Annotated in this window: 13 protein-coding genes and 1 riboswitch; of the genes, 12 read left to right on the forward strand and 1 reads right to left on the reverse strand. The window is 59.3% G+C overall.

Translation table 11 applies throughout. The features are described 5' to 3' along the window. Positions 1-147 precede the first annotated feature (147 nt). From ETC00_RS04720 to ETC00_RS04770, 11 genes are all read left to right on the forward strand, one after another. Positions 148-1,431 carry a glycoside hydrolase family 18 protein gene (locus ETC00_RS04720; RefSeq protein ID WP_171564804.1) on the forward strand — a complete coding sequence of 428 codons (1,284 nt, stop codon included), beginning with the start codon at positions 148-150 and terminating at the stop codon, positions 1,429-1,431. Positions 1,432-1,535: 104 nt separating this feature from the next. Continuing rightward, complete coding sequence (locus tag ETC00_RS04725) at positions 1,536-1,763, forward strand: 50S ribosomal protein L7ae (RefSeq protein ID WP_171564805.1); 228 nt, start codon at positions 1,536-1,538, stop codon at positions 1,761-1,763. 99 nt (positions 1,764-1,862) lie between these two features. Next, a complete protein-coding gene (locus ETC00_RS04730; protein ID WP_171564806.1) occupies positions 1,863-3,074 on the forward strand; it encodes an alanyl-tRNA editing protein in 1,212 nt (403 codons plus the stop codon). A 36-nt stretch (positions 3,075-3,110) separates the two neighbouring features. Next, a complete protein-coding gene (gene kapB, locus ETC00_RS04735) occupies positions 3,111-3,491 on the forward strand; it encodes a kinase-associated lipoprotein KapB (protein WP_171564807.1) in 381 nt (126 codons plus the stop codon). A gap of 45 nt (positions 3,492-3,536) precedes the next feature. After that, positions 3,537-3,647, forward strand: a riboswitch (TPP riboswitch). A gap of 232 nt (positions 3,648-3,879) precedes the next feature. Beyond that, positions 3,880-4,083, forward strand: coding sequence for a sulfur carrier protein ThiS (thiS, locus tag ETC00_RS04740; RefSeq protein WP_171564808.1), 204 nt, complete (start codon positions 3,880-3,882; stop codon positions 4,081-4,083). A 4-nt stretch (positions 4,084-4,087) separates the two neighbouring features. Then, a complete protein-coding gene (locus tag ETC00_RS04745; protein WP_171564809.1) occupies positions 4,088-4,858 on the forward strand; it encodes a thiazole synthase in 771 nt (256 codons plus the stop codon). A 1-nt stretch (position 4,859) separates the two neighbouring features. After that, entirely contained in the window at positions 4,860-6,128 is a 1,269-nt protein-coding gene (locus ETC00_RS04750; protein WP_371808872.1) for an acetylornithine deacetylase, read from the forward strand. Positions 6,129-6,136: 8 nt separating this feature from the next. Continuing rightward, positions 6,137-6,817 (forward strand): thiaminase II, encoded by a 681-nt coding sequence (gene tenA / locus ETC00_RS04755; protein WP_171564811.1) that lies wholly within the window; start codon positions 6,137-6,139, stop codon positions 6,815-6,817. Beyond that, positions 6,802-7,578 carry an ABC transporter ATP-binding protein gene (locus tag ETC00_RS04760; RefSeq protein WP_171564812.1) on the forward strand — a complete coding sequence of 259 codons (777 nt, stop codon included), beginning with the start codon at positions 6,802-6,804 and terminating at the stop codon, positions 7,576-7,578. Before tenA ends, ETC00_RS04760 begins: the two co-directional genes overlap by 16 nt. Then, positions 7,578-8,357 carry an ABC transporter permease gene (locus tag ETC00_RS04765; protein WP_171564813.1) on the forward strand — a complete coding sequence of 260 codons (780 nt, stop codon included), beginning with the start codon at positions 7,578-7,580 and terminating at the stop codon, positions 8,355-8,357. The genes ETC00_RS04760 and ETC00_RS04765 overlap by 1 nt, the downstream gene beginning before the upstream one ends. 15 nt (positions 8,358-8,372) lie before the next feature. Continuing rightward, the gene (locus ETC00_RS04770) at positions 8,373-9,407 is read left to right on the forward strand and encodes an ABC transporter substrate-binding protein (protein ID WP_171564814.1); all 1,035 of its coding nucleotides are present in this window, start codon (positions 8,373-8,375) and stop codon (positions 9,405-9,407) included. A 279-nt stretch (positions 9,408-9,686) separates the two neighbouring features. Here the strand turns inward: ETC00_RS04770 and ETC00_RS04775 are convergent, their stop codons facing one another. Further along, positions 9,687-10,850 (reverse strand): glycosyltransferase family 4 protein, encoded by a 1,164-nt coding sequence (locus ETC00_RS04775; RefSeq protein WP_171564815.1) that lies wholly within the window; start codon positions 10,848-10,850, stop codon positions 9,687-9,689. A gap of 255 nt (positions 10,851-11,105) precedes the next feature. Between ETC00_RS04775 and dacB the strand changes: the two genes are divergently transcribed. Further along, positions 11,106-14,006, forward strand: coding sequence for a D-alanyl-D-alanine carboxypeptidase/D-alanyl-D-alanine endopeptidase (gene dacB, locus ETC00_RS04780; RefSeq protein ID WP_171564816.1), 2,901 nt, complete (start codon positions 11,106-11,108; stop codon positions 14,004-14,006). Positions 14,007-14,142: the final 136 nt, after the last annotated feature.

Raw genomic sequence — 14,142 nt, forward strand, 5'->3', positions numbered from 1 at the left:
TCCGAAGCAAGTAACAAAGCATCCCGGAGGATCATCTTCGGGATGCTTTTTTTGCGGCAAACGTGTGAGCGTTTGGGCGAGACAAACACCTATCTGCCTCGCATTGAATACATGGAAGAGAGAGACAAAACGCGAAGGAGGAGGCGCATGCAAATTCATGTGGTGCAGCCGGGACAGACACTGTCAGGCATCGCCCAGGCGTACGATTCGTCTGTCGAAGCGATCGCGCGGGCCAATGAGCTCCCTGATCCCGGCAGGCTTGTCGTCGGACAGGCGCTGGTGATCCCCATCCGGGGCAGCTATTACTGGGTGAGGCAGGGTGATACGCTGTACACCATTGGCCAGCGTTTTGGCATCAGTGCCGCGGAACTGGCCCGGGCCAATCAAATTTCACAATTCCGTCCCCTGCAGGTAGGGATGCGGTTGTTCATTCCGCCGCGCCCGCGACCGGCGGCTGATTTTAACGCCTATGCCGAGCCGCGGCGAACGGTGACCCCGGCATTGGAGGCAGACGTGCGCAGAGCGGCGCCGCATCTGACGTATCTGGCGCCGTTCAGCTTTCGGATCAGGCGGGACGGCACGCTGTCGCCCCCGCCGCTAAATGACTTTGCGCAGATTGCCCGGGAGAATCGGAACGTCCTGATGATGGTGGTCACCAATCTGGAGGGGGAACGGTTCAGTTCAGATCTGGGCAGCCTGGTGTTGAACGACATGTCAGTGCAAAACCGGCTGCTGGACAACATCATCAGTACATCGCAGCGGCTTGGTTTTGGCGACATTCACTTCGACTTGGAAGCTCTGCCTGCTGCTGATCGGGACGCCTACGTCCGCTTTTTGCGACGCGCCCGCCAGCGGGCGAGCGCAGTGGGAAAAATGGTCTCCGCCGCCCTGGCACCCAAGACCAGAGCAGATCAGCCTGGTCTTTGGTACCCCGCCCACGACTACCGGGCAATCGGAGAAATCGTCGACTTTGTCGTGATCATGACGTACGAATGGGGATACAGCGGCGGTCCGCCCATGCCGGTTTCGCCCATTGGTCCCGTACGCCGGGTCCTGGAGTACGCCTTGACGGAAATGCCCGCCAACAAAATCTTGATGGGCCAGAATTTGTACGGGTACGACTGGAGGCTGCCCTTCCAGCCCGGCACGACCGCTCGCTCCCTCAGCCCGCAGGCGGCAATCGCGTTGGCACGGGAGCGGAACGTCAACATTCAGTACGATTATCAAGCGCAGGCGCCGTTTTTCGAGTACACGGACGACGATCAGAACCGCCATCGCGTCTGGTTCGAAGACGCCCGTTCGATCCAGGCCAAGTTCAACCTGGTCAAGGAACTGGGCCTGCGCGGCGTCAGCTACTGGAAATTGGGGCTGCCGTTTCCGCAAAACTGGCTGTTGATCGAAGACAATTTTCGCGTTCGCAAACGAGTGTGAAGACTACGCAGAAACAAAAGGCGTACCTCCGAACGGGGCGTACGCCTTTTTCTTCGCCTGCCACTCATGGTATGATGGTGCAAAACGGAAGAAGGAGAGGGCATATGGGAGAATGCAGACTGAATCACAGCGTGGAAGACGTGCGGGCGAAGCTGGCGGAGCAGACGCCCTACCTGCCCGAAGCGCTGGCAGCCCGTCTTGAGGAATTGCTCGCAACGCCGCTGTCCCAGGAGACGTTGAACGAACTGTTTCATTTGTTGAAAAAATACGATCTCGCTTCGCCGGAGGAACGAGCAGAACGGGAGCAAAAACTGGCGCGACTGGCCGGCTGAGCGACACGTACATACGGCAGTATCCGGACGAGGGAGACTTGCGTGAAGCGAAATGGATAAAACCTGCTGGAAGACAAAAATCGGCAGTAAGGAGCGGCTATGAACAACCGATTGTACTATGACGATCCGTATTTGCACACCTTTGAAGCAAGCGTGCTGAAATGGGGGACGGAACCCGACGGGACACCGTACGTGGTGCTGGACCGCACTGCCTTTTACCCGACAGGGGGAGGGCAGCCCTGCGATTTGGGCGAGCTGGGCGGCATCCGCGTCATCGACGTGGTGGAAGTGGACGGTGACATCCGCCACCGCTTGGAAGCTCCGCTGCCCCAGGAGCGGCAGCAGATCGCGGGCCAAATCGATTGGCCCAGGCGGTTTGATCACATGCAGCAGCACGCCGGGCAGCACATCCTCTCGGCGTCGTTTGTCGAGGTACTGGGGGCAGAGACCGTCGCCTTTCACCTCGGCAGGGATTACGTCACCATTGATGTCCGGTTGGATGAGCTGTCCATTCAGCAGGCGGAGCAGGTAGAAGCCCTGGCCAACCGCATCGTGCTGGAAAACCGGCCCATCGAGGCACGGTTTGTCACGGACGCTGAACTGGCCCTCATGCCTCTTTGCAAACAGCCAACCGTCAGCGAAAACATTCGTGTGGTAATTATCCCGGACTTTGACTACAACCCCTGCGGCGGCACCCATCCGGCTCGGACCGGCGAAGTGGGGCCGATTAAAATCATCGGGTGGGAGCGGCACCGCGGCAACATCCGGGTCACGTTCCTCTGCGGCTGGCGGGCTCTCGCCGACTATTCCCGCAAGCATCTGCTGCTGCGTGAGTTGACCCGCACGCTGAGTGCCGGCGAGCCGGAGTTGGCCGAGCAGGTACAGCGGCTGGTGACAGAACGGGAGCAGCTGAAAGCGGCGCTGGAGGAAAAAGAAACACAATTGCTCGAAGGAGAAGCGCAGTCTCTGCTGGCGCAGGCGGTACCGCTGTCTGACGTACGGCTGGTGAAGGCCGTGTGGGCTGGCCGGAGCATGCAGCAGCTGCAGCAGCTCGCCAAACTGGTAACGGCACAGGCAGCGGACGCGGTCTGTCTGTTCGCGGCCGAGGGAGACAAGCTGCAGATTCTGTTCGCTCGCGGCGAGCAGGTGGCGCTGCCGATGAACCAGTTGCTCAAGGATACGCTGCCCTTGATCGACGGCAAAGGAGGCGGCAATCCTGCGCTGGCCCAGGGAGGGGGCGCGCCGATTCTTCCTGCGGAAGCGGTGCTGGCACACGCCTGCCGGCTGCTGGAAGAATCGATCAGGGTATAACAGGACTGACGCTTTTTCAAGAAAGGAGAGATAGACATGTCGCTGTGGCAAACGGGAGATCTGGTACGCGTCTCCTACAGAACGGGCGAATACGTGACGGAGGTGTTGGAAAATCACGGGGACAAACTGCTGGTCAAGGTGCTTGCGGTATTGAAATACCCGACGCAGGGCGACCTGCACAACCCGTACGAGGTGGATGTGCCGCTGTTTCATCAGCGTCCCGCGCTGTCTTATCAGGAAAAGATCATGGTGCCCAGTCAGACCGTGATCCGTTACGGTGGAGCGGTGCCCGACTACAAGGAATCGGTTCAGACCGCTTTGGAGCGGGAGATGGACAAACTGCGCAAAATGGTCACGTGGGCCCAGCGCTGTCTCGACGAGTTGGAGGCACTGCGCAAGGAGACCTTTACAAACTAAGGGCAGCGTGCTACTGTAGTAGTCGAGCAAGCAAAACTGCATAGCGCAATACCAAACGGGGGCCGAGCATAGTCGGCTGAGATTGTAACGAATGTGTTACTGACCGTTGAACCTGACCTGGGTCATGCCAGCGGAGGAAGAGGTATCGGCTGCATTAACGCACTGTCGTGATTTCGTGCCGCGACACGCGGACCGAAGTGCGATCACTGCACATGCATAACCAAAACCATCCGTGGCGGATGGTTTTTTTGTTTGCCGTCCGCCCGACATCGGTGCAAACGGCTTCTTCTGTCTGGACTTCGGTCAGTCAGGGAAGCTGTTTTTTTATCGGCTGGAAGACGACAAGCGGCCGGCCATTCCCGGCGGCGCTGACGAAAGGAGGGGGACCATGCTGGTACAGTTGAACGGCAAACGCGTGGAGCTGGACGACGAGGTTAATACTGTCAGAGCCCTGCTAATGTCCTACCAACTGCAGGAAAAGATCGTGGTCGTGGAGCGCAACGGCGAGATTGTCGACCGCGCCCGTTATGAAACCACGCCAGTCGCAGACGGCGATCGAATCGAAATCGTTCACTTTGTCGGAGGAGGCTGACAAGATGGATACATTGAAAATTGGACCGTATGAGTTTCATTCCCGCCTCTTGCTGGGAACCGGTAAATTTCCCGATTTGGACACGCAGACCCAGGCGGTGGCAGTATCGGAAGCGGAGATCCTTACCTTTGCCGTGCGCCGGCTCAATTTGGAAGATCCGCACGCGCCCAACTTTTTGGAACGGTTGGATTTGAAAAAATTCACCCTGCTGCCAAACACGGCAGGCGCTTACACGGCCGAGGAGGCGGTGCGGATCGCCCGGCTGGCCAAGGCGTCGGGGCTGTGCGACATGATCAAGGTGGAAGTGATCGGCGATCCCAAGACGCTTCTGCCTGATCCGATCGGCACCTTGGAGGCATCCCGCATCCTGGTGCAAGAAGGCTTCATCGTATTGACCTACACCAACGATGACCCGATTCTCGCCAAACGGTTGCAGGAAGTGGGTGTGCACGCAGTCATGCCGGGAGCGTCGCCGATCGGTTCCGGCCAAGGGATTCTCAATGAGCACAACCTGCGCTTCATCATCGAAGACGCCAAGGTGCCGGTTATCGTGGACGCGGGCATCGGGTCTCCGGCCGACTGCGCCAAGGCGATGGAGTTGGGGGCAGACGGCGTCCTGCTGAACACAGCCGTGGCGCTGGCAGACAACCCGGTGCTGATGGCCGAAGCGATGAAATTGGCCGTGGAGGCGGGGCGCAAGGGTTTCCTCGCCGGGCGCATCCCGAAAAAGCGTTACGCCTCGGCCAGCAGTCCGACAGAAGGGATGATTGAATAACGTGGAACGCGTCACGGCAGCTATAGCCGAGCGGAGAGAAGAGTTGTTTGCCCTGCTGGCCGAACTCGTCGCTCATCCCACGGTCAGCCCGCCTGCCCGCAACAGCGGCGGCGCGCAGAGCCTGATCGCCCGAAAACTGGACGAGCTGGGCTTTGAGGTAGATCGCTGGCCGGTCTTTCCCGGCGATGACAACGTGGTGGGCCGCCTGCGGGGCACTGCGCCGGAGCGGGCGCACAGCCTGATCATCAACGGGCATATCGACGTGGCGGAAGTGGGCGACGACAGCGGCTGGACCTATCCGCCGTTTACGCTTACCCGGGGCCGGGACGGACGCCTGTACGGACGCGGCGTCGCCGACATGAAAGGCGGCCTGGCAGCCAGCCTGTTTGCCATCCGGATGCTGCGCGAGCACGGAATCGAGCTGAAAGGCAACCTGATTTTTCAATCGGTGATCGGCGAAGAAGCGGGGGAAGCAGGCACTCTCTCCGCCATCGAACGGGGCTATTCCGCCGACTACGCCGTCGTGGTGGACACCAGCCACCTGCACATGCAGGGACAGGGCGGTGTGATTACCGGCTGGATCACGGTAGAAAGCCCCGTCACCCTGCACGACGGGATGCGGGCAAAAACCATCCATGCCGGCGGACGCGTGCACGGTGCCTCCGCGATCGAAAAGATGATGAAGATCATCGCCTCGCTGCAGGAGCTGGAACGCCACTGGGCAGTGATGAAGTCGTACCCGGGATTTTCGCCGGGCAGCAACACGATCAACCCCGCGGTCATCGAGGGCGGTCGGCATGCGGCATTTATCGCCGACCGCTGCGCGCTGTGGATCACCGTCCATTTTTACCCCAACGAATCGCATGAAGCGATCATTCAAGAAATCGAAGCCCATGTGCAGGCGGCGGCTGCGGCTGACCCGTGGCTGCGGGACCACCCGCCCACATTCCGGTGGGGAGGACGGTCGATGATCGAAGAGCGGGGCGAGATTTTCCCCTCGCTGGAACTGGATCAAAACCATCCGGCGCTGTCCAGACTGAAGCAGGCCTATCAGGCGGTGATGCAGCGTACACCTGTGGTGGACATGTCCGGAACGGTAACGGACGCAGGCTGGTTTGCCCACGCCGGCATTCCGGCGGTGATCTTCGGACCCGGCGAGCTGTCCCAGGCCCATGCCGTTGACGAGTCGATCGATCCAGACGAACTGGTCCGCTTTGCGCAAATCATGGCCCGGTTTCTCGCAGACTGGTGCAACACGGAAAAGGAGTGAATGTCCTCGTGGCCACTTTTACAGAGCGCCTGTTGAATCGCGTCGCCCCGATTTGGGAGCGTTCGCATCGTCATCCGTTCGTAACCGGCTTGGGCGACGGCAGTCTGCCGGTTGAATCGTTCCGGTTTTACCTGAAGCAGGATTACGTCTACCTGATCGACTACGCCAAACTGTTCGCAATCGCCAGTACCAAGGCAGACGATCTGGCCACCAGCGCCAGATTTGCCGCCCTGCAGGAGTCGACGCTTCATTACGAGATGGAACTGCACCGGCAGTACGCTGCCCGCTTCGGGATTTCCCGCGAAGAACTGGAGGCGACCGAGCCGTCATTTGTCATGCTGGCCTACACCAGCTACATGCTGAAAGTAGCCCACCAAGGCACGCTCGCCGAACTGGTCAGCGCCGTTCTTCCCTGCACGTGGAGCTATTGGGAGATCGGCAAGCAACTGGCGCAGGTGGACGGCGCACTGGATCATCCGCTCTACGGTGAGTGGGTGCGCACCTACAGCTCCGACGAGTTCGGCCAACATGCACAGTGGCTGATCGGACTGATGGATCAACTGGCGGAAGGCAAAAGTGAACGGGAGCTGAACCGTCTGGAAGAGCATTTTCTCAATACCTCGCGCATGGAGTATCTGTTTTGGGATATGGCATACCGGAGGGAAATGTGGCCGTGCGAGAAAAACTAGCCTTCGCCGGCGTCCGATTCTCCTACGGGGAGAAGGCCATTCTCGACGGATTTCAGCTTGCGGTCGGACGCGGCGAACTGGTCAGCCTGATCGGGCCGAGCGGGATTGGCAAAAGCACGCTGTTTCAGCTGGCGGCAGGCCTTCTGGAGCCGCAACACGGCGAGATCAGGCTGGACGGGGAACCGGCAGCCCGGCGGCTGGGGCAGGTCGCCTATATGCCGCAGCGTGATCTGCTGATGCCGTGGCGGACAGTCGTGGAAAACGCCGCGCTGCCGTTGGAGATTCAGGGCATGCCGCGCAGGGAGGCACAGGCCCGGGTAAGGCAGGAGCTGCCACGCTTCGGTTTGGACGGCTGGGCGGATGCTTATCCGGCGCAGCTCTCCGGCGGCATGCGGCAGCGGGTATCGTTTTTGCGCGCGCTGATGACGGGCAGCGACCTCTTGCTCCTGGACGAGCCGTTCAGCGCTTTGGACGGCATCACCCGGATGGAGATGCAGGAGTGGCTGCTTACGATGTGGCAGCAGACGGGTTGCACGATGTTGTTGATCACCCACGACATCGACGAGGCGATCCTGCTGGCGGACCGAATCGTCGTGCTGCTTGGCAGCCCGATCAGCAGTCCGGTGGAACTGGACGTCCCGGTGCCGCGGCCGCGCTCGCTGGCGAGCCGCAGTCATCCGGCGTTTCAGGCGCTGCGCGGGCAGATTTGGGAGCTGTTGCGGCAATCGGCCACGGCACAGCCGGTCGGGAGGTATGCGTGATGAAGACGGTTCACCAGGGTATCTGGTTTGGCCTCTCGTTCGTGCTGCTCTTGGCCGGCTGGGAAGCGGTCTGCCGCCTGTTTGCCATCCCGCCGTTTATCCTTCCGCCGCCAAGTGCCGTGCTGCTGGCCGTATGGGATTTGCGCGAGCAGCTGTTCGGCCTGCACCTGTGGGCAACGCTGCGGGAAGTGCTGTTGGGGTTGTCGGCGTCGATCGTGTTCGGCATTGCGCTCGCCCTGATGATGAATCTCAGCCGCCCGGTGGAACGGCTGGTCTATCCCTATATTGTGATTTCACAGACGATTCCCATCATCGCCCTGTCGCCTGTCTTCATCCTCTGGTTTGGCTACGAACTGTCGGGAAAAATCGCTGTGACGATCCTGTTCACGTTTTTTCCCATCGTCGTCAGCACCTATGATGGTCTGCGCGCGGCCGACCCGGAGATGGTCAACCTGCTGAGGACGATGGGGGCGTCGCGCTGGCAGATTTTTTCCAAACTGCAGCTTCCGGCCAGCCTGCCGCATTTTTTCAGCGGTCTGAAGGTAGCGGCCACGTACAGCGTAGGAGGGGCGACCATCGGCGAGTGGCTGGGCGCGAGCGAGGGATTGGGCTATTTCGGCCGGCGCGCATCGGGCAATTTTCAGGCACCCGCCCTGTTTGCCTCCGTGCTGCTGCTCTCTGCGCTCGGCATGCTGCTCTTCTGGCTGGCCGGCACGATTGAACGGCGGTTTGCACCACATGCGCGCACAAACACACGGAAACAGATGAAAACACAGTAAGGAGAATATTGAGCCATGAAACGTTATTCCAGATGGGCCAAGACATTGATGAGCTTGTCGCTGGCGGCCGGGCTGGCGGCGTGCGGCAGCCCGACAGGAAGCGAGACGGCACCGCAAGCCAATCAGCCGGCGGCGGGCACAGGCGAGCCGACCGAACTGACCATCGCGCTCGACTGGTATCCAAACGCCGTGCACTCGTTCCTCTACGCGGCAGAAGAACAGGGTTATTTTCGTGAGGAAAACCTGAACGTCCACCTGCAAATGCCATCGGACACCAACGACCCGCTGAAAATGGTGGCGGTCGGCAAGGTGGACTTGGCCATCAGCTACCAGCCGCAGGTGGTGCAGGCTCGTTCCGAAGACATTCCGGTCGTCTCCATCGCGGCGCTCGTGCGCGAGCCGCTGAACGTGATCATGACGCGCAAGGACAGCGGTTTGGACACGCCGGAAAAGCTGGTTGGCAAAAACATTGGCTATCCGTCCATTCCGCTGGACGAGTCGATCGTCCGCACTGTGCTGAAGCATACGGGCGCGGACGATTCCAAGCTCAGTTTTACCAACATCGGCTTTGACATCATCCCGGCGCTCACAGCGAAACAAGTGGATGCGGTAGTGGGCGGCTATATCAACCACGAACAGTTGATCCTGGAGAAAAATGGCGTGCCCGTCAACGTTATCAAGCCCAGCGACTACGGCGTTCCTTCCTACTATGAGCTGGTTATAGCCACCAGCGACGAGACCTTGGGCAAAAAGCAGCAGGCGCTGGAGGCGTTCCTGCGGGCGGCTGCCAAAGGACAGGAATACGTGAAGAACCACAAGGCGGAAGCGCTCCAGCTCCTCTTGGACAAACAGGCCAAAGAGTTCCCGCTGGATCAAGACGTGGAAACAAAGAGCCTGGACATCTTGCTGCCGCTGATGGACGCGGGCGACCAGCCGTTCGGCACCCAGACGGCCGAATCCTGGCAGAAGCTGATCGACTGGATGAAACAAGAGAAGCTGATCACAAACGACGTCAAGGTGGACGACGTCATGCGCAATCTGTTGAAGTAGTTGAAGATAACGAACAAGCCCAAACGTTCAACACGCGTTTGGGCTTGCTTTTATCCTGCACACCCCCTTTCCTTTTTGCTGACAATGGTCTTATAATGGAAAGGGGAAATCAGGACAAGGAGACGTTTTGATGAACGACAATCGCGAAGATCGCTACAATAAGCTGATTATCTGGACGTTTGTCGGCAGTGTGTTGATTTGTACGCTGTCCGTCGCCATTTACATGTACATGATCATGTTTTGAATAAACGGGAACAACAATGAAGCCACTGACGCCGGTCAGTGGCTTTTTTTGGACGACGAGGCTGCTGAACGGACATCCTGGTAATGCGCTTTTAGTCGGCGGACTGTACCGTACCAGTTGAAAGAGGAGCGGACCCTCATCCTGCCGTTGGCAATCAGCCGTCTGCGCAGTGCCGGATTGTTGCGGATGCGGGCGATGGCGCGGGCAAAAGCGGCCGGGCTGTTGGCCTGGTTGACCAGCAGGCCGCTGTGTCCGTGTATGACAACTTCCCGTATCCCGCCGCGATTGGAAGCCACAACGGGGATGCCGGATGCCATCGCTTCGGTGTTGACGGTGGCCAGGCCTTCGCGAAACAGGGTGGGGCAGACAAAGACATCTCCGAGCTGGAACATCTGGTGCACCCGGGAAGGCGGCACGTAGCCCGTGAAGCGGACAGGGACGCGCAGGCGCTTGGACAGATTGCGAACGTACCGCATGTATGGCGTCTGCCGCCTCACGCCTGGCCAGGAGGCGCCGACAGCCACCAGGCGGATGTTGGGTATGCGCCGTTTCAACTGAGCGACGGAGCGGATCAGGGTATGCAGTCCCTTGCCTCTGACGATTCGTCCGACGAACAGAACATTGAAACTCCCGGCCAATCCCATGCGTCTCCGCAGACGCAGTTTCGCCGCGGCCGGCCACGGACGGAATTTTACCGCGTCCACTCCGGGAATCGCGGTGCGGAATTTGTGGGCGTGGGCGGGATAGCGCCGTTTCATCGTGTTGGTGACAAACGACGATACGGACGTGATGCCGTTCACCTGACGGAGGATCGCATTGGCCTGCGGCAGGGTCAAGCGAGACATGAATGTAAGCGAGTGGAGCGACAGAATGATCGGCGTATGGGGGAACGCCTGTCGCACAAACGGAACAAATCGCGGCCGATTCTCAATCTGGATGATGTCAAACGACTGTCCCGCCACTTTGCGCAGCGCGGCGCGCAGGTAGGCGAACGGCCTGCTGCTGGGGACGCGGATCACCTGAAGGTTGCCGCCGACGTACCGGCTGACGCTCGGCAAGCGGGGATGGCTGCGGCTGAGCAGCACGACCTTTTCGCTTTGCGCCATGCGCTTGAAAATGTTGTACGTGACGGATTCGACGGAGCCGCCTTTGATCGGGGGGACCGGCAGTTGCTCTGGACAAACAACCAGGATGCGCACCTCTTCACCCCTCCACGTGTACGTTTGTTGAGTTAATGCCTGTATATCCTATGTCGGGACGAGGTGTGAACTCCTAGACAACTACCTGTTTTCAAAAAATAGGCCGCCCATGCCACACGGGGGATACAATGCTGCAAGAGAAACTGCCCCTTTGTTGCCGGTATGATATTTCGGAAAATTTTGCAAAATGGTATTATGGTACATAGGTCTGCTAGATTTTTCAATCTGGCACTACACTAGGAGAAGGAGGGTATTATGAATCAGTTACACAAACGCATAGGGATGTGGCTGCTGACGCTGCTGTTGCTGCTGAATGTTGCGGCGGTACCGGCCTTTGCCCAAAAGGCAGCAACCGCAGCCGACCCGCTGACAGCCCACATCGAAAAACTGCTGGCCGATCTGGCCCGTGACGAGAACAGCATCGGTCTTCACGCCGGCATCGCCGTATACGATTTGCAGGAAAAGGCGTATCTGTACCGGCACAACGCCCACCGAACGTACGTGCCCGCGTCCAACTTGAAGCTCTTTACCTCTGTCGCGGCGCTGGACAGACTGGGCCCCGATTACCAATGGAAGACGGAGGTGTACGCTGCGGGCAAGCTGCTGCCAAGCGGCGTGCTCAATGGCGACCTGATCCTAAAGGGGTATGGGAACCCCGGGCTGTCCGTCGAAGACTTGCAGCGTATCGCGGCCGCGCTGAAGGAGAAGGGGCTGACCCAGATAAACGGCGATCTTTTGGTAGACGACAGCTATTTCGATGACACCCGCCTCGGCATCGGCTGGATGTGGGATGACGAGCCATACGGCTACAGTGCCCAAATAAGCGCACTAGCGGTACATAAGAACAGCATCACTGTAACAGTCACGCCGGCGAAACAAGCGGGAGAGGCACCGACGTTGACGATGGAGCCGGATACGTCCTACATCCGGTTGGTAAACAAACTGAAAACGGTCGAGGGCACCACAAGCAACATCAGTGTAGAGCGGCCGCGCGGCACAAATACGGTCGTCTTTTCCGGAATGATCGGCATTCAGGCCAAGCCCTACCAGGAAGACGTGACGATGGAAGACCCCGCCCTGTTTGTTGCCGATGTGTGGAAGCGGCAGTTGGCTGCCGCCGGGATCAAACTGCGTCCCCAGGCGAAAACGGCCAAAACCACGGTCACTACGGGCGTCGCGCTCTACACCCACCTGTCCAAACCGCTGTCCGAGCTGCTCGTGGAACTGAACAAGGAGAGCGACAACTTCTACGCCGAGATGTTTTTGAAGACGCTTGGGGCGACGCAAAAAGGAGAGGGCAGCAGCAAAGCGGGGAGCGAAGTGGTCGCCGACGTGCTGAAGCGGGCAGGTATAGACGCCGGTTATCAACAGGTGGACGGTTCCGGCCTGTCTCGCTTCAACTGGATCACCGCCGAGCAGATGGTCAAACTGCTCGCCTTCGTGCAGGAGCAGGAGTATCGGGATGCGCTGGAAACGTCCCTGCCGATCGCCGGTGTGGACGGCACCTTGAAAAACCGTCTGCAGGGAACCCCGGCGGAGCGGAACGTCATCGCCAAGACCGGCTCGATGGGCGGCGTAAACAGCCTGTCCGGCTACGCCACAGCCAAAAACGGCCACAAGCTGGCGTTTTCCATCCTGATCAATGGCATCTACAAATCAAAGTACGCCCGCGATCTGCAGGACCAGCTCGCGATCCTGCTGACCCAGTACCCGGAGCTTGCCCCCCCGGACAAATACGAGGCGCAGGAGCCCGCCACCTACAAGCTCTCTGCGCTGTTGGACCCGATCCTCGACGCTGCCGACCAGTCCGGTATCACCGCCGGCGTGATCGTCAAGTCGCTGGACGATAAAGGAGACGACGCTGTCTGGTACGAGCGCAACGCGGATACGTTGATGACACCGGCCTCCAATTTGAAACTGCTGACATCAGCGGCGAGTCTCCTCCAGTTGGGGAGTGGGTATACATTTAAAACGGAGCTGTATGGATCGGCGCCCTTGCCGAAAAACGGCGTGCTGAACGGCGATCTGTATGTCAAGGGCTACGGCGATCCCACCTTGCACACGGAGGACCGTCTGAAGGTGCAGGAAGGCGTTTCCGTCGAAGAAATCGCAGGCTGGCTGAAAGCGCAGGGCATCAAGCGGATTAATGGCAATCTGGTGCTGGACGACAGCTATTTTGATGACCAGCGGCTCGGCCTCGGCTGGGCCTGGGACGACGAGAGCTACTACTACAATCCGCTGATCGGCGCGCTGTCCCTCAACCGCGGCACGGTCATGGTGGAGTACCAGCCGGGTGCGAAAGCGGGAGAAGCGGTTCAGGTAAATCTGCTGCCCAAGACCGCGTACGTCAAGATCATCAACGAAGCGAAAACGGTCTCAGCCGGTGAGGAAAACACCTTTGCCATCACGCGCGAACGTGGAACGAACACGATTCACGTCACCGGAAACCTGCCGCTGGGAACGGCAGGCGACTACGAACGGGTACCGGTGGAAGAGCCTGCCTTGTACTTCGGCACAGTCCTGCGGGAGGTGCTGGAAAAGGAAGGAATCACCTTCGCCGGCAGCGGTAAGGTATTAGCAGGAACTGTTCCCGCTCAGGCGGTCAAGTGGACGGAGTTTGCGTCGCAGCCGCTGCGGGAGATCGTCTCCTATCTCAACAAGAAAAGCGACAACTTCTACGCCGAGATGCTGTTAAAAACACTGGGTGCGGTCAAAGGGGAGGAGGGCAGCGCTGTAGCCGGTGTGAAGGTCGTGAGTGATACTGTTCAATCGCTTGGAGGCCGCACCAATTTTGACATGGTGGACGGCTCCGGTCTGACCCGCTACAACCTCATCTCCGCCCGTCACGTCCTGTCAGTGTTGGAGGGAATGAGCAGGCAGGAGACCTTCGAGATGTACTACGACTCCCTGGCGGTGGCCGGCGTGGACGGAACGCTGCAAAACCGGATGAAGGGAACGGCAGCCGAACAGAACGTACACGCCAAGACAGGCTCGATGACAGGCGTGAACTGCCTGTCCGGCTACGTGACCACCCAGGACGGCAAGAAGCTGGCGTTCTCCATCCTGCTGAACGGGTACGCAAAAGGCAGCAAAACCTTTACAGACATCCAGGATCAGATCGCCATTGCGCTCGCCTCATTTCAAGAGGACCAATGAAAAGCTGGCGACTTCACCATAGCTGACAGACCACTTAAAGCTGACGGATGTCAGGAAGTCCGCAAGCCTTGTCGGATCGACGGCAAGCAGCTTGCGGACGTTTTTATTAACGGAAAATTCGTGATTGTATACGGAT

The organism is Brevibacillus sp. MCWH, assembly GCF_013096935.1.
In the GTDB taxonomy this organism is placed as follows: domain Bacteria; phylum Bacillota; class Bacilli; order Brevibacillales; family Brevibacillaceae; genus Brevibacillus; species Brevibacillus aydinogluensis.

Bases quoted from the DNA above. Each gene is read 5' to 3' on its own strand.
- ETC00_RS04720 (WP_171564804.1), top strand. From the start codon at position 148: ATGCAAATTCATGTGGTGCAGCCGGGACAGACACTGTCAGGCATCGCC.
- ETC00_RS04725 (WP_171564805.1), top strand. From the start codon at position 1,536: ATGGGAGAATGCAGACTGAATCACAGCGTGGAAGACGTGCGGGCGAAG.
- ETC00_RS04730 (WP_171564806.1), top strand. From the start codon at position 1,863: ATGAACAACCGATTGTACTATGACGATCCGTATTTGCACACCTTTGAA.
- kapB (WP_171564807.1), top strand. From the start codon at position 3,111: ATGTCGCTGTGGCAAACGGGAGATCTGGTACGCGTCTCCTACAGAACG.
- thiS (WP_171564808.1), top strand. From the start codon at position 3,880: ATGCTGGTACAGTTGAACGGCAAACGCGTGGAGCTGGACGACGAGGTT.
- ETC00_RS04745 (WP_171564809.1), top strand. From the start codon at position 4,088: ATGGATACATTGAAAATTGGACCGTATGAGTTTCATTCCCGCCTCTTG.
- ETC00_RS04765 (WP_171564813.1), top strand. From the start codon at position 7,578: ATGAAGACGGTTCACCAGGGTATCTGGTTTGGCCTCTCGTTCGTGCTG.
- ETC00_RS04770 (WP_171564814.1), top strand. From the start codon at position 8,373: ATGAAACGTTATTCCAGATGGGCCAAGACATTGATGAGCTTGTCGCTG.
- dacB (WP_171564816.1), top strand. From the start codon at position 11,106: ATGAATCAGTTACACAAACGCATAGGGATGTGGCTGCTGACGCTGCTG.